This is a genomic window from Burkholderia sp. BKH01 (assembly GCF_025685725.1).
Taxonomy (GTDB): domain Bacteria; phylum Pseudomonadota; class Gammaproteobacteria; order Burkholderiales; family Burkholderiaceae; genus Burkholderia; species Burkholderia pyrrocinia_C.
This window is the reverse complement of record NZ_JAOTQT010000015.1, coordinates 25,681-43,777: the sequence shown is the minus strand read 5'-3', so window position 1 is coordinate 43,777 and position 18,097 is coordinate 25,681. Positions and strand designations below refer to the sequence as shown.

Annotated in this window: 15 protein-coding genes and 1 pseudogene; 6 read left to right on the top strand and 10 right to left on the bottom strand. The window is 67.7% G+C overall.

What is annotated here, in order from left to right:
• Positions 1-62: 62 nt before the first annotated feature.
• The 3 genes and pseudogenes from OEJ37_RS21325 (at position 63) to OEJ37_RS21315 (ending at position 2,824) form a co-directional block, all read left to right on the top strand.
• A complete protein-coding gene (locus OEJ37_RS21325; RefSeq protein WP_317891539.1) occupies positions 63-1,286 on the top strand; it encodes an RtcB family protein in 1,224 nt (407 codons plus the stop codon).
• Positions 1,287-1,288: 2 nt separating this feature from the next.
• A pseudogene (locus OEJ37_RS21320) lies at positions 1,289-1,417 on the top strand (nucleotidyltransferase); the annotation flags it as partial.
• Between the two features lie 258 nt (positions 1,418-1,675).
• Positions 1,676-2,824: a DUF1176 domain-containing protein gene (locus OEJ37_RS21315; RefSeq protein ID WP_263345414.1), complete on the top strand. Its 1,149-nt coding sequence runs from the start codon at positions 1,676-1,678 to the stop codon at positions 2,822-2,824.
• Positions 2,825-2,848: 24 nt separating this feature from the next.
• On the opposite strand, the gene OEJ37_RS21310 is transcribed toward OEJ37_RS21315, so the two are convergent.
• Entirely contained in the window at positions 2,849-3,517 is a 669-nt protein-coding gene (locus OEJ37_RS21310; RefSeq protein ID WP_263345413.1) for an O-methyltransferase, read from the bottom strand.
• 148 nt (positions 3,518-3,665) lie between these two features.
• Between OEJ37_RS21310 and OEJ37_RS21305 the strand changes: the two genes are divergently transcribed.
• Entirely contained in the window at positions 3,666-4,961 is a 1,296-nt protein-coding gene (locus tag OEJ37_RS21305) for an O-acetylhomoserine aminocarboxypropyltransferase/cysteine synthase family protein (protein ID WP_263345412.1), read from the top strand.
• Positions 4,962-4,979: 18 nt separating this feature from the next.
• Here the strand turns inward: OEJ37_RS21305 and OEJ37_RS21300 are convergent, their stop codons facing one another.
• The gene (locus tag OEJ37_RS21300; protein ID WP_263345411.1) at positions 4,980-5,483 is read right to left on the bottom strand and encodes a hypothetical protein; all 504 of its coding nucleotides are present in this window, start codon (positions 5,481-5,483) and stop codon (positions 4,980-4,982) included.
• A 66-nt stretch (positions 5,484-5,549) separates the two neighbouring features.
• Complete coding sequence (locus OEJ37_RS21295; protein WP_263345410.1) at positions 5,550-5,825, bottom strand: DUF4148 domain-containing protein; 276 nt, start codon at positions 5,823-5,825, stop codon at positions 5,550-5,552.
• Between the two features lie 315 nt (positions 5,826-6,140).
• Between OEJ37_RS21295 and OEJ37_RS21290 the strand changes: the two genes are divergently transcribed.
• The gene (locus OEJ37_RS21290; protein ID WP_263345408.1) at positions 6,141-7,301 is read left to right on the top strand and encodes a porin; all 1,161 of its coding nucleotides are present in this window, start codon (positions 6,141-6,143) and stop codon (positions 7,299-7,301) included.
• A gap of 203 nt (positions 7,302-7,504) precedes the next feature.
• Here the strand turns inward: OEJ37_RS21290 and OEJ37_RS21285 are convergent, their stop codons facing one another.
• Positions 7,505-7,819, bottom strand: a complete 315-nt coding sequence (locus OEJ37_RS21285; RefSeq protein WP_174421496.1) for a hypothetical protein — start codon at positions 7,817-7,819, stop codon at positions 7,505-7,507.
• A gap of 222 nt (positions 7,820-8,041) precedes the next feature.
• Between OEJ37_RS21285 and OEJ37_RS21280 the strand changes: the two genes are divergently transcribed.
• Positions 8,042-8,332: a DUF4148 domain-containing protein gene (locus OEJ37_RS21280; protein WP_174421497.1), complete on the top strand. Its 291-nt coding sequence runs from the start codon at positions 8,042-8,044 to the stop codon at positions 8,330-8,332.
• Between the two features lie 82 nt (positions 8,333-8,414).
• Here OEJ37_RS21280 and OEJ37_RS21275 read toward each other — a convergent pair whose 3' ends face one another.
• The 6 genes from OEJ37_RS21275 to OEJ37_RS21250 form a co-directional block, all read right to left on the bottom strand.
• Positions 8,415-9,839, bottom strand: coding sequence for a heavy metal sensor histidine kinase (locus tag OEJ37_RS21275; protein WP_263345405.1), 1,425 nt, complete (start codon positions 9,837-9,839; stop codon positions 8,415-8,417).
• Positions 9,836-10,519: a heavy metal response regulator transcription factor IrlR gene (irlR, locus tag OEJ37_RS21270; protein ID WP_006490455.1), complete on the bottom strand. Its 684-nt coding sequence runs from the start codon at positions 10,517-10,519 to the stop codon at positions 9,836-9,838. Before irlR ends, OEJ37_RS21275 begins: the two co-directional genes overlap by 4 nt.
• Positions 10,519-13,743, bottom strand: a complete 3,225-nt coding sequence (locus OEJ37_RS21265; RefSeq protein ID WP_263345404.1) for an efflux RND transporter permease subunit — start codon at positions 13,741-13,743, stop codon at positions 10,519-10,521. Before OEJ37_RS21265 ends, irlR begins: the two co-directional genes overlap by 1 nt.
• 137 nt (positions 13,744-13,880) lie before the next feature.
• Positions 13,881-15,347, bottom strand: a complete 1,467-nt coding sequence (locus OEJ37_RS21260) for an efflux RND transporter periplasmic adaptor subunit (protein ID WP_263345402.1) — start codon at positions 15,345-15,347, stop codon at positions 13,881-13,883.
• A gap of 26 nt (positions 15,348-15,373) precedes the next feature.
• Positions 15,374-16,675 (bottom strand): TolC family protein, encoded by a 1,302-nt coding sequence (locus OEJ37_RS21255; RefSeq protein WP_263345400.1) that lies wholly within the window; start codon positions 16,673-16,675, stop codon positions 15,374-15,376.
• Positions 16,676-16,905: 230 nt separating this feature from the next.
• Entirely contained in the window at positions 16,906-18,096 is a 1,191-nt protein-coding gene (locus tag OEJ37_RS21250) for a phosphotransferase enzyme family protein (RefSeq protein ID WP_175943473.1), read from the bottom strand.
• Between the last annotated feature and the right edge of the window lies 1 nt (position 18,097).

The following is an 18,097-nucleotide window of genomic DNA, read 5'->3' as shown; positions in this document are numbered from 1 at the left end:
CGAAACAAGCGGCGCGGCGCATGTGCACCGCGCCGCACGAATGAACGAATCAGGTGAAGCAAATGGCTGACATGGATTATCAGGTGATGGAACTGGCGAACGGCAAGCCGGTGAAGATGTGGACGCAAGGCGTCGCCGTCGAGGACGAAGCGCGCGCGCAACTGCGCAACACCGCGCAGATGCCGTTCATCTTCCGCCACGTCGCGGTGATGCCGGACGTGCACCTCGGCAAGGGCTCGACGATCGGCAGCGTGATTCCGACGAAGGGCGCGATCATTCCGGCCGCGGTCGGCGTCGACATCGGCTGCGGGATGATGGCCGCGCGCACGACGCTGACGGCGTCCGACCTGCCGGACTCGCTTGGCGGGCTGCGCAGCGCGATCGAACGCGCGGTGCCGCACGGCCGCGCGCCCGGCCGCCGCGATCCGGGCGCGTGGGGCGATCGCACGCCGGCCGCCGTGACCGAATCGTGGAAATCGCTGCTGCCGGGTTTCCAGCGGATCGTCGACAAGTATCCGAAGCTGGAAAAGACGAACCACTACGCGCATCTCGGCACGCTCGGCACCGGCAACCACTTCATCGAAGTGTGCGTCGACGAAGCGGACCATGTGTGGTTCATGCTGCACAGCGGCTCGCGCGGCGTCGGCAACGCGATCGGCAGCCTGTTCATCGAACTCGCGCAGGCCGACATGCGCCAGCACATCGCGAACCTGCCGGACCGCAACCTCGCGTATTTCACCGAGGGCAGCCGGCACTTCGACGATTACGTCGAAGCGGTCGGCTGGGCGCAGGACTACGCGCGGCGCAACCGGCAGGCGATGATGGACGCGGTGATCGGCGCGGCGCGCGGCGTGATCGGCAAGCCGTTCGCGGTCGACGAGCACGCGGTGAACTGCCACCACAACTACGTGCAGCGCGAACGCCACTTCGGCGAAGACGTGTTCGTGACGCGCAAGGGCGCGGTATCCGCGCAGAAGGGGCAGCTCGGGATCATTCCGGGTTCGATGGGGGCAAAGAGCTTCATCGTGCGCGGGCTCGGCAACCCGGAAAGCTTCTGTTCGTGCAGCCACGGCGCAGGCCGGACGATGAGCCGCACCGAAGCGAAGCGCCGCTTCACGGCCGACGACCAGGTGAAGGCGACGCAAGGCGTCGAATGCCGGAAGGACGCGGGTGTCGTCGACGAAATCCCGATGGCCTACAAGGACATCGATGCGGTGATGGCGGCTCAGCGCAGCCTCGTGGAAGTGGTGCATACGCTGCGCCAGGTGGTGTGCGTGAAAGGATAGTGCGGCGCGCGATCCACGCGCTCGTCGAGACGATGCTCGCGGATGCCGAACACGATCGCGAATACAAGCGGCCGTGGGGCGATGTGGCGATGCTCGACACGTTCCTGCGCGACGTGGTCGACGGTCGGTGAAAGACGAACGGCGCGATGCCTGCGGGCATCGCGCCGTTTCCGCATCTGCACGCGCCCGGCCGCTGCCGGTGAGCAACGTGCGTGCCCGCATACTACGCGTCGTCGCACCGAACGCCATCCGTTGCGGCGGTATACTTGGCGTCATTCGGCAAAGCGCGCCGCGTCATGCGCCGCTGCACTCGACGTGCACCGCTTGCTGACGATGCGCTTGCAGTCCGACGTCTTCCGCCCGCCCATTCACAGCCGATACGAACCGTCATGTCGCACCGCTTTTCGCTCGCCCTCGCCGCCCTCCTTGCCACTTCCCCGCTCGCTGCACAGGCCCGCCCGCTTTCGCGGCCGCCGGTCGAGCGCGACTTCAAGAGCTGGTCGGTCGTCTGCGACAACGGCAACCGCTGCATCGCAGAAAGCCACGCCGACGATATCGACGATGCACGCGCCAACCTCATCCTGCGCGTGACGCGCGATGCCGGCCCCGACGCGCAACCATCGCTCGACATCTTCGCGTCGGCGCCACTGGATCTGCGCACGGCACGCGTCGATGGCCGACCGTTCGACGCGATGCCGGCCCAATGGCATGCGTTCGGCGACAAGTCGGACAATAACGACGCGCACCCGTTCCGGATCCGGACGAGCGATCCGGCAACGGTTGCCGCGTGGCTCGCCGCGTCGCGCAATGCGCAACTGCTGAGCTTCGGCGATCCGGCGTCGGCACAAACATCCCGCACGCCGCTGTCGGGATTGAATGCCGCACTGCTGCTGATCGACGACACGCAGGGCCGCGTCGGCACGGTCACGGCGCTGCTGCGCCCCGGCCCCCGGCCGGCGTCGTCGGTGCCGCCCGCGCCGGCTCTGCCGCCCGCCGTCGTTCCGGCGCCGCCCGTCGCGAACCTGTCGGCCGCCGAACAGCGCCCGCTCGTCGATGCCGTGCTCGCGAAATTCGGCGCCGACGTGAAGCAATGCGCCGCCGATGTCGAAGACGAAATGTCGGCCGGCGATCGCAGGAAGGCGTCGCGCGCCGTGGCGATCTCGGCCGACGACGCGCTTGTCGCGATCCCGTGCCAGACCAGCAGCATGTATAACCACACCGACCTGTGGTACCGCGTGCGACGTGCGGCGCCGTACGCGCCGACGGCGATGAATTTCGGCGAGAACGCGAACGCGGGGCTCGATTCGGCGTCGTTCGCAAACGAACTGACCGAGGCCGGCTACGATTCCGCCAGCGCGATGCTGTCGAGCAAGGTCCGCCTGCGCAGTGCCGGCGATTGCGGCTCGACCGCGTCGTGGATCTTCGACGGCCGGCGCTTCCTGCTCGCCGACATCGCAACGCACGGCACCTGCAACGGCCTGTTCCAGGATCAATGGCCGCGCCTGTATCGCCGGGCCGCCGCGTCGGAAAACCGCTGACGCGCGTGGCGTGCCGCCATCACGTCACGCGCCGACGATCGAGATCGAGAACCCGTCCCAGCCCTTCTGTCCGACCGTCTGCACGGCCGTCGTCGTGAGCTTCTGCTCGGCCGCGAGACGCGCGAACCCGTCGCGCACGCCAACCACATCGGGCTCACGATTGCCCGGATCGGCCACGCGCCCGCCGCGCACGACGTTGTCGACCACGATCACCGTGCCGGGCCGCGACAGCTTCAGCGCCGCGTCGAGATAGACCGGATTGTTGTCCTTGTCCGCATCGATGAAGATGAAATCGAACGGCGCGCCACCCGCATCGACGAGCCGCGCGAGACTGTCCTTCGCGCTGCCGACGATCACCGACACGACCTCCGCGAACCCGGCTCGCGCGATGTTCTGCGTCGCGACCTTTGCGTGCTCGGGGCGCAGTTCGAGCGTCACGAGCGTGCCGCCCGGCGGCAACGCGCGCGCAAGCCAGATCGTGCTGTAGCCGCCGAGCGTGCCGACCTCGAGGATGCGCCGCGCGCCGCGTATCGTCGCGAGCAGTTGCAGCAGCTTGCCCTGGTTCGGCGCGACGTTGATCGCGGGCAGCCCGGCCGCGTGGCTGGCCGCCAGCGCGGCGTCGAGCGCATCGTCGGACGGCACGAGCGTCGCGGAAAAATACGCATCCACCTGGTTCCACTGGTCCTGATCCATCGCACGCCTCCTGTCTTCGGAAAAGGCATTCTATGCGCGGCATCCCCATAAGCAACACACCATTCGTTCTAAGGACAGCAGCACTCGTACTCCTATAATCGCCGGACGGCCGTACCTCTCGAACTTCACAACAACAGACGGAGCACCCATGACCGATCAGGCCTCTTCGAACTGGCGCCTCGAAACCATCGCCGTGCACGGCGGTTATCGTCCCGACCCGACCACGCGCGCGGTCGCCGTACCGATCTACCAGACCGTTGCGTACGCATTCGACGACACGCAGCACGGCGCCGACCTGTTCGACCTGAAGGTCCAGGGCAACATCTATACGCGAATCATGAACCCGACGACAGATGTGCTCGAGAAGCGGATCGCCGCGCTCGAGGGCGGCATCGGCGCGCTTGCGCTCGCGTCGGGACAATCCGCGGTCACGTATGCGATCCAGACGATCGCCGAAGCCGGCGACAACATCGTGTCCGCGAGTTCGCTGTACGGCGGCACCTACAACCTGTTCGCGCATACGCTGCCGCAATACGGGATCACGACGCGCTTCGCCGATCCGCGCGACCCCGCGTCGTTCGAGCCGCTGATCGACGCGCGCACGAAGGCGATCTTCGCGGAATCGGTCGGCAACCCGCTCGGCAACATCACCGATATCGCCGCGCTCGCGGAAATCGCGCATCGCCACGGGATCCCGCTGATCGTCGACAACACCGTGCCGTCGCCGTATCTGCTGCGCCCGTTCGAGCACGGTGCGGACATCGTCGTGCACTCGCTGACGAAGTATCTCGGCGGGCACGGCACGAGCCTCGGCGGCGCGATCGTCGATTCGGGCAAATTCCCGTGGGTCGAGCACGCGGACCGCTTCAAGCGGCTGAACGAGCCGGACGTCAGCTATCACGGCGTCGTCTATACGGAGGCGTTCGGGCCGGCCGCCTATATCGGCCGCGCGCGCGTGGTGCCGCTGCGCAACATGGGCGCGGCGATCTCGCCGTTCAATGCATTCCAGATCCTGCAGGGCATCGAAACGCTCGCGCTGCGCGTCGAACGGATCAGCGACAACGCACTGAAGATCGCGCGGCATCTCGCGCGCCACGAGCACGTCAAATGGGTGAACTATGCGGGGCTGCCCGATCACCCGGACCATCCGCTCGTCGCACGCTACCTGTCGGGCCGCGCGCCGGGCATCCTGACGTTCGGCGTGAAGGGCGGCCGCGACGGCGGCGCGAAGTTCCAGGACGCGCTGAAGCTGTTCACGCGGCTCGTCAACATCGGCGATACGAAGTCGCTCGCGACGCACCCGGCATCGACGACGCACCGGCAACTGTCGCCGGCCGAACTCGCGAAGGCCGGCGTGAAGGAGGAAACGGTGCGGCTGTCGATCGGCATCGAGCATATCGACGACCTGCTCGCCGATCTCGACCAGGCGCTCGCGCAGCTTTGACCGGAACGGGCGCGCCGGCTACCACGTCGTCGCGCCCGCCGGATACGTGTCGACGATGCGCGCGCCGTTGACGGGCGTGACGCCTGCGTTGCGCAATGCGGCCCACAAGTCGATCGCATGCTCGCGCGATTTGCGGCTGCCGTCGTCGGTCAGCACGTTCAGCGCGATCACTTCGTCGCGTGTCGTCAGTTGCAGTTGTTCCTTCAACTTGCGCGACTGATACGAAGCGGTACGGACATCGCCCAGCACGATCCGCTTCTCCGCGACCTTCGGCTCGCCGCCCGCGTCGGTCGGCACGAACGTCAGCCGGCCGTTGTCGACCTCGCATTGCCCGCGCGTAAACGTCGCACTCCACTCGCCCGACGGCACCGCCGCGAATTCGCAGTGCATCCGCTCGTTCGTGCGGCGTCCGGCGTCGTGCGCCGACGCATGCGAAAGCGCGCGTTCCGGCCAGCCGGCCGCCATCGCGGCCGTCGACATCAAACAGACAGACAGCACGATTCCTGTTGCGATAGTGCGCATGGCATGCTCCTTTTCAGAGGTGGAACCGGCCGAACCGCGTCGTCGCGGCCGGCCGTGAATGACGGATCAACGCACCGCGAAGCGGTTGTCGTGCGCGTCGACCATCGGTGCGTTCTCGCCGCGGTGAACCGTCGATCGATGGATTTCCTGATTGCGTGCGACGGCGGCCGGGCTCGCCGGGTAGTCGTGATTCGGGCTCGGGATCACGCCATCGTGCCGCGCGCGCATCAGTTCCCGACGCACTTCCTGCCGGGTCTTCGCCTGCGCGGCGACGGTCTGCGAGAAGGCCGCGATCGACAGCGCGGCAACGGTCATGGCGATCACCGGTCGCGGAATGTTCATGTCGTTCGCTCCTTGCCGGGAATCCGTGACAGGAGCCTTCACTTTGATCCGGCGGCGGTGCGGCATCGTGATCCCGGCATGACGGTTTCGTCACGATTCACACATTCACTGCGTCGCAATACGAATTAAATTCGTCATTGATTTCAGCGCTCATGACGCGGCGATGACATTTTTCTCATTTGTCCCTCACCTTCACGATCCGAACGCTTTCCAGAATCGCCAACGCACTCGCGACATTTCCGAGCGCCGGCCGCAGGTACGGCACTGGAATCGACCGATGCACGAAACGATCATCTTGAACTTCAGGGACACACCATGAAAACTCCAGTTCGGCTCGTCATGTTGTCGGGTGCGCTGCTCACGACCGCCCACGCGGCGCACGCGTCGGAAGTCATGCTGTACGGCCTGTTCGATACGTCGCTGACGTATGTGTGGAACGCCAATGCGAAAGGCAATAATCTCGTCGGCCTCGGCAACGGCAACCTGCTCGGCAACCGCTTTGGGGTGAAAGGCGCGGAGGATCTGGGTGGCGGGCTGAAAGCGATCTTCACGCTCGAAAACGGCTTCAATCCGAACACCGGCGCGCTCGGGCAAGGCAACCGGATGTTCGGCCGGCAGGCGTTCGTCGGTATCGAAAGCGCGCGCTGGGGCACGCTGACGCTCGGCCGCCAGTACGACGCGCTTGCTGATGTCGCGTGGCCCGTGACCGGCGACTTCTACTTCGGCAGCGTCTATGCGACGCCCGGCGACGTCGACAACTACGACACGTCGTCGCGAACCGACAACGCGGTGAAGTACACGTCTCCCATGATCGCCGGCTTCCAGTTCGTCGGCATGTATGCGCTCGGCGGCGTGGCCGGCAAGAGCGGCGCCGGGCAAACCTGGTCGGCCGGCCTGTCGTACAGCAACGGTCCGGTCGACGTGGCAGGCGGCTACTATTACGCGGCCAATCGTTCGTCGCTCGCCAACGGCATCCGAACCGGCTGGAACGGCACCTCGGACGGGACATTCGACGGGTCACTGGTCAACGGCGGCTACATCTCCGCGAAATCGATCGGCATTGCGCGCGGCGCGTTGCGCTACAACTTCGCGCCGTTCGCGGTCGGCGTCGACTACAGCAACGCGCTGTACAAGGCCGACGCGATGTCTGCGTTTCGCAGCACGCAAAAGTACGACACCGCACGCGGCTTCTTCAACTATCAGGCAACGCCCAGCCTGCTCGTCGGCGTCGGCTACAGCTACACGCGAGCGCGCGGCGATACGAGCGCGGCCTACCACCAGGTGTCCGCCGGCGCCGACTATGTGCTGTCGAAACGCACCGATCTCTATGCGGTCGGCGCGTGGCAACGCGCGAACGGCGAACAGCGCACGCTCGACGGCGGCACGCAAACGGCGCAGGCGTCGATCGGCTCCTATGGCTACGGCGGAACGCGCACGCAAGGCATCGTCAATCTCGGGTTGCGCCATCGGTTCTGATCGCGGCGGCGGTACGCTCGCGCCTGCGTGACAAAAATTTCATGTTCCGATCAGGTTCACGATGCGTCGTTTCGCTACGATCGGAACGGTAACGGGCGATGCCCGTTCCCATCCACGCAGCGGGTCGCTGTCGTACGGCACGATCACGCGTTAGGCCCGGACTCATCGAGTACCGGGCCTTTTTTTGGTCGCGAGGCAGACGATCAGGGCGTTGGACTGCGTTGCGGAAACAGGCACGGATGCGTCTTCACGTACAGGTTCGGATTGCCGCAGCGGTGCCCGGCATAGTCGATCTGCTCGCCGGGCATGAGGTCGGCCGGCACCGGCTTGCGCGCGGCGGTCGACGCGGTCGTGCCGGTGTCGGAACGTGGCGATACGCAGCCCGCGAACAATGGGACGATCAGGACTGCGATCAACGACAGGCGAATGACGGGGCGATGCACGTTTCGGTCCGGAATGAAAGTCTGAACAGGACCGTTCGCTTTCGATGCTGCTGGCGCGAACGGCGCGAATGCCATCGGCCGCACAGGCCACCGGCAGGCTTCATGTTCCGCTTTCCGCTCATCGCGCTCATGACGCGAACATGACGATTGCGTCACGTCGATCGAGCGCGTACGGCGCGCCGCCGCCTCGCGCAATCTGACTTTTTTTTCATCTGCCGATCACGGTGGCGCATGGCTGCTTTCGCATACTGGGTCCATGGTTCGCCACCCGGCGACCCTGATCAAGGAGAGAGCTCAATGAAAACGGCAAAACTCGCAGCACTGTTCGTCACCGCCACGCTGTCGCTCGGCATGGCCGCGCAGGCCGCGTTCGCACAGACGCAGACGCAAACGCAGGGCAAGACCCGCACGCAGGTGGTCAACGAACTGAAGCAGGCGCAGCACGACGGCGTCGTACCGACGGGCAAGACGCAGTACCCGCCGAGCGGCGAACTCGTCGCGCGCAACAAGGAACTGCACGGGATCTCGGTGCATGGCGGCGAGAAGGCGCCGCAGGCCGATAACCACGACAACCTGGCGACGCGTTGATGCCGCTCGGTCGCATGACTGCGGGCAACGTGCCGCGCGCAACCGCCTGGCGGCGAACGCGCGGGCGTGCCCGCCCGCGATGTCAGGTGCGGATGGCGGCCGGCCGCGTCGGCTCGGCCGTGTGTCGCGGGAAGCGCAGCCAGAACGTCGTGCGCCGGCCGGGATCGCTGTCGACGCCGCATTCGCCGCCGTGGTTGTCCATGATCGACCGGACGATCGCGAGGCCGAGCCCGGTTCCCGATGCCGAATTGTGCCGCGACGGATCGACGCGATAGAAGCGTTCGAAGATCAGCCCGACATGTTCCGCCGCGATGCCGGGCCCCGTATCCGACACGGCGATCGTCGTCGCGCCGCCCTGCTCCACGCAGTCGATCGTCACGACGCTGCCGCGCGGCGCGTAAGCCAGCGCATTCGACAGCAGGTTGCTCAACGCGCGCTGGTACAGCGTGAGATCCGCATCGACCCACGCGTGGCCGTCGACCTTCACCGACACGCCCGCATCCTCCGCAAGCGGCTCGTAGTAACCGGCGACACGCCCGGCCTCTTCCGCCGCATTCAGCCGTCGCACGTCGATCGACGTGCCGGCCTGTTCCGAGCGCGCGATAAACAGCATGTCCTCGATCATTCGCGACAGCCGCTGATACTCGTCGATGCTCGACTCGATCACGTTCCGGTATTCGTCCGCGCTGCGCGGCTGCGACAGCACGACCTGTGCGGCCGCCTGCAGGTTCGTGAGCGGCGTGCGCATGTCGTGCGCGAGATTCGACGAGAACTGGCTCAGCCGCGTAAACGATTCGTTCAGCCGTGCGAGCATCCCGTTGAATGCGTGCTCGAGCTCCTTCAGCTCGCCGGACGTATCGAGCTCCGGCAGCGGATGCGCGAGCCGGCTCGACGACATCTGCTCGGCGCGCGCCGCGAAACGCCGCAGCGGGCTCAGCCCGAGCGCCGCGATGCCATACGCGATCGCGGTCGCGAGCACCACGCCGAACACCTCGATCACGACGATCGTATAAGCATGCGTACGCAACAGCAGCACGTCGGCGCTGCGGTCGTACTGCACCGCGACCCGCACCACCGGTGCACCCATGCCCGCAAGCGGCACGGTCGTCACCAGGTACTGATGCCGCGCGCCAGGCGGCGCGACGCCGACCGGCACGCGCCCCGCGTCCAGCGACAGCAGCGGCGCGTACGAGCGGAAACCGGGCGTGCCGACGAGGCGCGCGCCCGTCGCATCGTAGATCGCGAGATCCATGTTCGGATGGCCGTGCAGCTGGTCGATCCAGATGTCGGTGTTGCGCGCAACGTCGGCCGTCGTGCGCGCTTCGGCCAGATGCGTGCCCAGTGCGGCGGATATTCCGGCCATCTGCTCGGCCGCCGTCATTTCGACGCGGTTGCTCAGCGCTTCGTAAAGCGCGACGCCGCTCGACGCAAGGATCACCGACGTCGACAGGATGATCAGCGCGGTCAGGCGTCCGCGCAACGTGCGCGGCAGCAGGCGCGCGATCATGCGGCCGCGCCGCCGCGCGCTTCGAGCACGTAGCCCATCCCGCGCACGGTGTGGATCAGCTTGGGTTCGTATGCGTCGTCGATCTTCGAGCGCAGCCGCCGGATCGCCGAATCGACGACGTTCGTATCGCTGTTGAAGTTCATGTCCCACACCTGCGATGCGATCGTCGCGCGCGGCAGGATCTCGCCCTCGCGACGCATCAACAGCCACAGCAGCGCGAACTCCTTCGCGGTCAGCAGGATCGTGTCGCCCTGCCGCGTGGCCTTGCGGCGCGTCAGGTCGAGTTCGAGGTCGGCCACGCGCAGCGTGTTCGAATCGCGCGGCTGGCCGCGCCGCAGGATCGACTTGATGCGCGCGGTCAGCTCGACGAAGTCGAACGGCTTCGCGAGATAGTCGTCGGCGCCGAGTTCGAGCCCCTTCACGCGATCGCCGACGTCGTCGCGCGCGGTGAGGAACAGCACGGGCGTCGACTTGCTGCGCCGCAGGTTCTGCAACAGCGTCCAGCCGTCCTGCCCCGGCAGCATCACGTCGAGCACGAGCAGGTCGTATTCCTCGGTCTCGGCCTGGTGCTGGCCCGTGATGCCGTCCTCGACCCAGTCGACGACATAACCGGCCTCGGTCAGGCCCTTGCGCAGATAGGCGCCCGTCTTCGGTTCATCCTCGACAATCAGAATTCGCATTACGCATTACCCTTGAAGAAACCCAGCCGGCGCAGCACGCCCATGCCGAAGCCGCCGCCGAAGCTGCCCAGAAGCGCGGCGCGCCACGACACCGCATGGCTGACGCGATACAGCACGGGCAGCACCAGCAGCGTCAGCGCCGTGGACGACAGGATACCGCCGATCACGACCGTCGCAAGCGGGCGCTGCACCTCGGCGCCGGTGCCGGTTGCGAACGCCATCGGCAGGAAACCGAGCGACGCGACGAGTGCGGTCATCAGCACCGGCCGCAACCGCGTGAGCGCGCCTTCGCGCACGGCGGCGTCGAGCGGCACCCCTTCGTCGCGCAGGTTGCGGATGAACGAGATCATCACGAGACCGTTGAGCACGGCGACGCCGGACAGCGCGATGAAGCCGACCGCCGCCGTGATCGACAGCGGAATCCCGCGCAGCCACAGCGACACGACGCCGCCGCTCAGCGCGAACGGAATGCCGGTGAACACGAGCAAGCCGTCCTTTACGTTGTTGAACATCACGAACAGCAGCACGAACACCATGAACAGCGCGAGCGGCACGACGAGCTTCAGGCGCTCGCTCGCGCTTTGCAACTGCTCGAACTGCCCGCCCCACGACACCCAGTAGCCGGCCGGCACGCGCACGTCCTGCTGCAACTGCTCGCGCGCATCGGCGACGAACGAGCCGACGTCGCGGCCGCGCACGTTCGCGCTGACGACGACGCGCCGCTTGCCGTCCTCGCGGCTGATCTGGTTCGGGCCCGGCGCGACGTCGATCGTCGCGAGTTCCGCGAGCGGCACGTACGGCGCCGCCGCGAGCGGCGCGCTGGCGCCCGCTGCCGGCGCGGGCAGCGCGATCGGCAGCCGCTTGATCGCGTCGATGTCCGAGCGCAGCTCGTCGGGGAGCCTCACGACGATGTCGAAGCGGCGGTCGCCCTGGAACAGCGTGCCGGCCTTCTGCCCGCCGACGGCCGCGGCCACCGTGTCCTGCAGGTCGGCGACGCTCACGCCGTAGCGCGCGAGCTTGTCGCGGTCGAGGTTGACGGTGAGTACCGGCAGCCCGGTCGTCTGCTCGACCTTCACCTCCGATGCGCCCGGCACCTTCTGCAGCGCGGCCGCGATCTGCTCGCCGGTCTGGTTCAGCACGGCCATGTCGTCGCCGAAGATCTTCACGGCGACGTCGCTGCGCACGCCCGAGATCAGTTCGTTGAAGCGCAGCTGGATCGGCTGCGAGAACTCGTACGCATTACCCGGCAGCTCGGCGAGCGCTTCCTCGATCTCGCGCACGAGCGTGTCGCGCGGCTTCTTCGGATCGGGCCACCGGTCGGCCGGTTTCAGCATGATGTAGCCGTCCGACAGGTTCGGCGGCATCGGGTCGGCCGCGATCTCGGCCGTGCCGGTGCGCGCGAACACACGCTCGATCTCGGGGAAACGCGCCTTCAGCGTCTTCTCGATCGACTTCTGCATCTCGACCGACTGCGACAGGCTCGTGCCGGGAATCCGCAGCGCGGCGACGGCCAGGTCGCCTTCGTTGAGGCTCGGGATGAACTCGCTGCCGAGCCGCGTGGCAAGCCCGAGCGTGACGAGCACGATCGCGCCCGCGCCGAACATCACGCGCGCCGGGCGCGTCATGAACACGGTGAGCACCGGTTCGTAGGCGCGCCGCGCCCAGCCCATCAGCCGGTTCTCCTTCTCCTCGACCCGCTCGCCGATGAACAGCGCGACCGCCGCCGGAATGAACGTGACGGTCAGCACCATCGCGGCCGCGAGCGCCATCACGACGGTGATGGCCATCGGATGGAACATCTTGCCTTCGACGCCGGTCAACGCAAAGATCGGCAGGTACACGACCATGATGATCAGTTGCCCGAAGATCAGCGCGCGGCGCGCTTCCTGCGACGCGCCGAACACTTCGGCGAAGCGCTCGTCGCGCGTGAGCGGCCGCCCGGCCGCCGCTTGCGCATGTGCGAGCCGCCGCACGCAGTTCTCGACGATCACCACCGCGCCGTCGACGATGATCCCGAAGTCGAGCGCGCCGAGGCTCATCAGGTTCGCGCTCACCTTCGCGTTGACCATGCCGGTGAAGGTCATCAGCATCGACAGCGGAATCACGAGCGCGGTAATCAGCGCCGCGCGGATGTTGCCGAGGAACAGGAACAGCACGGCGATCACGAGGATCGCGCCTTCGAGCAGGTTCTTCTTCACCGTCGCGACGGCTTTCTCGACGAGCACCGTGCGGTCGTACACGGGAATCGCCTTCACGCCGGCCGGCAGCGTGCGGTTCACGTCTTCCATCTTTGCCGCGACGGCCTTCGAGACCGTCCGGCTGTTCTCGCCCATCAGCATGAAGACCGTGCCGAGCACGACCTCCTCGCCGTTCGACGTCGCGGCGCCGGTGCGCAGCTCGCGGCCGATGTCGACCAGCCCCACGTCCTTCATCCGCACCGGCACGCCACCGACGTTGGTCAGCACGACGTTGGCGATGTCGTCGACGGTGCGCGCCTGGCCCGGCACGCGCACGAGATACTGCTCGCCGCGCTTTTCGATGTAGCCGGCGCCGACGTTGTCGTTGTTGCGTTCGAGCGCGCGCACGACGTCGGCGAGCGTCAGCCCGTACGACATCAGCTTCGCCGGGTTCGGCGCGACACGGTATTCCTTCACGTAGCCGCCGATGGAGTTGACCTCGGTCACGCCGCGTACGTTCCTGAGCTGCGGCCGCACGACCCAGTCCTGCAGCTCGCGCAGGTCGGCCGCCGTATAGCGCGTGCCGTCGGGCTTGCGCGCGGCGGCGTCGGCTTCGACGGTCCACAGGTAGATTTCGCCGAGGCCCGTCGACGTCGGACCCATCGCGGGCGCGATGCCGGGCGGCAGCTTGTCCTTCGCTTCCTGGATGCGCTCGTTGACGAGCTGACGCGCGAAGTAGATGTCGGTGCCGTCCTTGAAGATCACGGTGACCTGCGACAGCCCGTAGCGCGAGATCGAGCGCGTCTGCTCGAGGCCAGGCAGCCCGGCCATCACGGTCTCGATCGGGTAGGTGATCCGCTGCTCGGCCTCGAGCGGCGAATAACCGGGCACGGCCGTGTTGATCTGGACCTGCACGTTCGTGATGTCGGGCACCGCGTCGATCGGCAGCTTCTGGTAGCTGAAGACACCCAGCGCGGCCACGGCCGCGATCGCCAGCATCACGAGCCAGCGGTGCGCAATCGCAAAGCGGATCAGGCGCTCAAACATTGCGAGATTCCTTGAAACGGGGAACGGTCACCCTCGCCGGACGGGCCGCGCGACCGGTCATTCGGCAGGTCGCATGGCGAGCCGCATGGCGGACCGAATATCGGGCCGAAATTCGTGCAATGGCACGCGCGCGACGCTCATTCATGTTCCGCGCCCCCCTTGCCGAGCTCGGCCTTCAGCACGAAGCTGTTCGCCGCCGCGTATTCCTGCCCGGGCTTGAGCCCCTTCAGTACTTCGGTCGCGCGTTCGTCGCGCCGCCCCGTCTCGACCGCCTGCGCGACGAACCCCTTCGGCGAGCGCACGAACACCGACGGCGCGCCGTCGACGTCCTGCAATGCATCGCTCGCGACCGCGAGCGCCACGCCCTGCTTGCCCGCGTCGACCGACACGTTCACGAACATGCCCGGCCGCCACACGCCATCGGGGTTCGGCAGCACGACGCGCGCCGGCGCGGTGCGTGTCTGTTCGCCGAGCAGCGAGCCCACATACGCGATCGGGCCGCTCGAACGCGATTCGAACGCGGTCGCGCTGACGGTCGCGTCGCGGCCGACCCGCACATCGTTCAGTCGCTGCGCCGGCACGGCCATCTCGGCCCACACCGTCGACAGGTCGGAGATCACGAACATGCTCGCATCGGCGGCGATCGCTTCGCCGGGCGTCGCATGCTTCTCGACGATCGTGCCCGCGAACGGCGCGCGCAGCTCGTAGCGGTTCAGCGCGCCCGCGCCCGCCGGCGCGTTCAGCGCGGCGAGCTTCTGCCGCGCGTTCTGCACGGCGATCTCGGCCTCGCGCAACTGCACCTGTGCCTGCTGGTAGTCCTGTTCCGCCGAGATGCGCTCCTGCCACAGCGTGCGTTCGCGCTCGTAGGTTGCGCGCGCACCCGACAGCCGGCGCTCGGCCGTCAGCAGTTCGCTGCGCCGGTCCGCAAGATCGGTGCTCGCGATCACGGCCAGCACCTGCCCTTTCGCGACGTTCTGCCCGAGCGACACCGATACCTGCTCGACGATGCCGGCCACGCGCGGCACGACGTGCGCGGTGCGATCCTCGTTGAACTTGATCTCGCCCGGCAACTGGAACGGTGTCGCGATCTGTGCGGGGCCGGCCTTCGCGAGCGCGATCTTCGAGGTGGCCAACTGCGCGTCGGTCAGCGCGATCGCGCCGTCGGCGCGCGCGAACGGGAACGACGCCGCGTCGCTGCCCGCCTTGACGTCGATCGTCGCATCGAACACGTGCGGCTTCGCGATCGGCTGCGCAGACACGAACTTCTGGCCGACCGCGTCGAAACGCATCGGTTCGTGCGTGCGCTCGTACCGGACCAGCGTGCCGGACACGGTCACGCCCGTGTCGGCCGGCTTGCCGTCGACGAACGGATAGACGACGAGCCGCGCGTCGCCGGGCTTTTCCGTCATGACGATCTCGACGGACAGCCTGCCGCGCTTCAGCACGACACCGCCGCGCGCGCCGGCGCCATCGGCCGACTGTGCGGCTTCGGCGGCCGATGGCGCCGGCGCGCTGCCGCCCCGCGTGACGGCGAGCGCGCCGAGCACGATTCCTGCGCCGCCGAGCACGGCCGCCGCAATGATGAAGATTCTGCTGCGTGACATGATGATCCTTCAGGTGAGAGGGGCGCTTATTGCGCGACGGCCGCGAGCGGCGTGCCGACGAGCCGGCCGATGTCGGCGCGCGCCGTGTGCGCGTCGGCGAGCGCGCGCACGTATTGCGATTGCCCCTGGAACAGCGTGCGCTGCGCGTCGAGCACGTCGAGGAAGCCGAACTTCCCGAGCTGGTAGCCGCGCGACATCGCGTCGAGCGCCGTGCGCGCGCCGGGCAGGATGTCGGTCTTCAGGCGCCGTGCCTCCTGCGCGGCGGCCTCGAAATTCGCATAGGCCTGCGTCAGATCCAGTCGCAGCCGTGCGCGTTCGCGATCGAGATCGGCGTTCGCGCGCTCGGCCTTGTGCGTCGCTTCGAGCAGCGCGCCCTTGTTCGTGTTGAACAGCGGAATCGGGATCGACACGCCGACGACGGCCTGGTTGTCCGGCACGCCGCCCGTGGTCACGCGTTTCACGCCCGCGCTGACCGTCACGTCCGGAATGCGCCGCGCGCGTTCGAGCGACACGGCCGCGTTCGAGCGCAGCATCTCGGCGCGCGCGATGCGCGCGAGCGGCGCGTCGTCGAGCCGTTCGACGAGCGCGGGCAGCGGGTCGACCGTCGGTACGACTTCAAGATCGCCGACCGCATCGCGCCGGTCGGTGCGCGCGCCACCCATCGCCGCATTCAGCTTTTCGCGGGCGACGTCGACGCGGCCGCGTGCGGTCGCGACTTCGATCAGCACGGCCGCCGCGGCCACCTGCGCCTTGGTCGCCTCAACCGGCGACACCTTGCCGGCCTGCGCGCGCCGCCCGGCGAGATCCGCCGAACGCGCGGCGATCGCAGCCGACTCCTCGGTCACCTGAAGCTGCCGCTGCGCGGCGAGCAAGCCGTAGAACGCGGCGGTCACGTCGGCGCGCACGACGGCGCGCTGCTCGTCGAGCGACGCATCGGCCGCTTCCCTGCCGTACGACGCGACGTCGAGCCGCGCGTTGCGCTTGCCGCCGAGTTCGATCGTCTGGTTGAGCAGCACGGTCGACGTGCGCTCCGCGCGGCGAAAGCCCTCCTGCAGCAACGAGAGTTCCGGGTTCGGGCGTGCGCCGGCCTGCATCAGCACGCCCGCGGACGCATCGACGTCGGCGCGCGCGCCGCGCAGCGCCGGATTGCTGCGCGCGGCCGTGTCGAGCGCGTCGGCGAGCGTCAGCGGTGCTGCGGCGGTCGCATCGGGCTGTGGCGAAACGGCTGCAGGCAGCTCGCCTGGCGTGGCGGGTGGCGGGGACGATTGGGCATGGGCTGTCGCCGCCGTCGCGAGGACGGCGAGCGCAACCAGAGTGTGCGTGAACATGTGCGAGCCTGCGGTTACTGTTTCGCGACCGATGCTACGGAGCAACCGCAGTGCAAACATGAGGCGAAGATGATATTTCCGTCATCTTCGTTGAAGCGATCCGGCAGGAACGTGGCGCGCGGGGATCATACGCTGCGCACGAGAGAAGAACTTGAGCGCGGCGAGAACCGCCGCACTCGATCAGAAGACCTGCGTTTCGTCTGAATGAACCGAAGAGCGCGCCACGACGCTCAGACGTTGCGCGTCTTCATCCGCCGGCGCCGTTCGAGCCAGTCGAGCAATTGCCGCCCGTCGCGTTCGCCGAACCAGCGCGCGTGCCCGATCAGGTAGCCGTCGTACGCGATGTCGACGATGGCCGGCGCATCGATGATGCAGCCGAAATACGCGACCTCCGACAGCGCGAACTCCGTATGCACGATCGGCAACAGCGCGACCAGCGCCGCATACGCGTCGTCGCTCAGCGGTTCGAGCGATTCGTAGCCATCGAGCAGCGCGTCGATCTGCTCGTATTCGATGCGCCGCGCGTCGGCCGGCGCCATCCAGTCGACCGTATTGCGCTCGATCGCGAGCGCGAGGTCCATCACCGCACAGGTTCGATCCGACAACCCGAAATCGAGCACGGTCCGCACCTGCGCGCCGGGCCCCGCATCGGTCCACAGCAGGTTCGACGCATGCCAGTCGCCATGCGTCCACAACGGCGGCAACGCGGGCAGCAGCGGCACGAGGCGCGCGTGATACGGGCCGATCGCGTCGGCAACGTCGCCGCGCCAGTCGCGCGCGCCGAGCGCGCGCACAAGCAGCGGCTGTGATTCGACCCAGCGTTCGAGCGCACCCGCCAGATCGGCGCACGACAGCACGCGGAAACTCGACAGCAGCGTGCGCACGGGCCGCGCGGGCGCATCGTAGCCGGCCGACGCGCGATGCAGCTCGGCCAGCGCGCGGCCGGCCGCATACGCATGCGACGGATGCGTGAACGGCTGCCACGACATCACGCCGCGATACGGATCGACGCCGGGCGCGAGCACATGCACCTCGTAGGTCCATTCGCCGGAGGCGAACGCGGTCGCGCCGTCGCGGCCGGCGAGCACGTCGACCACGGGCATGCCGCGTTCGCGCAGATGCGCGATGAAGCGATGCTCTTCCTCGAGCCCCTCGACATCGCGCAGGCTCACGTGATGACGCTTGACGAACAACCCGCGCCCGTCCGCCATCCGCACCAGCACGGCCGCCGCGAACTGCCGCGGGCTGTGCCACGTCAGCCGGGCCGGATCGCCGGCGCCGTCGATCCGCGCGAGCACCGCCGCGACCTCGTCGTGCGTCATCAGCGGCCAGTCGCGTTCGGCCTGCTCGCCGTCGACGCCGAATTGCGGCGGCGCGACGTCACGCGATACTGGCCCGTCCGGCTCGAGTGGGAATGACATG

Coding starts and splice junctions, on each gene's coding strand:
- OEJ37_RS21300 (WP_263345411.1), bottom strand. CDS start 5,483: ATGCGCACTATCGCAACAGGAATCGTGCTGTCTGTCTGTTTGATGTCG.
- OEJ37_RS21295 (WP_263345410.1), bottom strand. CDS start 5,825: ATGAACATTCCGCGACCGGTGATCGCCATGACCGTTGCCGCGCTGTCG.
- OEJ37_RS21325 (WP_317891539.1), top strand. CDS start 63: ATGGCTGACATGGATTATCAGGTGATGGAACTGGCGAACGGCAAGCCG.
- OEJ37_RS21315 (WP_263345414.1), top strand. CDS start 1,676: ATGTCGCACCGCTTTTCGCTCGCCCTCGCCGCCCTCCTTGCCACTTCC.
- OEJ37_RS21255 (WP_263345400.1), bottom strand. CDS start 16,675: ATGTTCACGCACACTCTGGTTGCGCTCGCCGTCCTCGCGACGGCGGCG.
- OEJ37_RS21250 (WP_175943473.1), bottom strand. CDS start 18,096: ATGTCATTCCCACTCGAGCCGGACGGGCCAGTATCGCGTGACGTCGCG.
- OEJ37_RS21260 (WP_263345402.1), bottom strand. CDS start 15,347: ATGTCACGCAGCAGAATCTTCATCATTGCGGCGGCCGTGCTCGGCGGC.
- OEJ37_RS21275 (WP_263345405.1), bottom strand. CDS start 9,839: ATGATCGCGCGCCTGCTGCCGCGCACGTTGCGCGGACGCCTGACCGCG.
- irlR (WP_006490455.1), bottom strand. CDS start 10,519: ATGCGAATTCTGATTGTCGAGGATGAACCGAAGACGGGCGCCTATCTG.
- OEJ37_RS21310 (WP_263345413.1), bottom strand. CDS start 3,517: ATGGATCAGGACCAGTGGAACCAGGTGGATGCGTATTTTTCCGCGACG.
- OEJ37_RS21280 (WP_174421497.1), top strand. CDS start 8,042: ATGAAAACGGCAAAACTCGCAGCACTGTTCGTCACCGCCACGCTGTCG.
- OEJ37_RS21290 (WP_263345408.1), top strand. CDS start 6,141: ATGAAAACTCCAGTTCGGCTCGTCATGTTGTCGGGTGCGCTGCTCACG.
- OEJ37_RS21285 (WP_174421496.1), bottom strand. CDS start 7,819: ATGGCATTCGCGCCGTTCGCGCCAGCAGCATCGAAAGCGAACGGTCCT.
- OEJ37_RS21305 (WP_263345412.1), top strand. CDS start 3,666: ATGACCGATCAGGCCTCTTCGAACTGGCGCCTCGAAACCATCGCCGTG.
- OEJ37_RS21265 (WP_263345404.1), bottom strand. CDS start 13,743: ATGTTTGAGCGCCTGATCCGCTTTGCGATTGCGCACCGCTGGCTCGTG.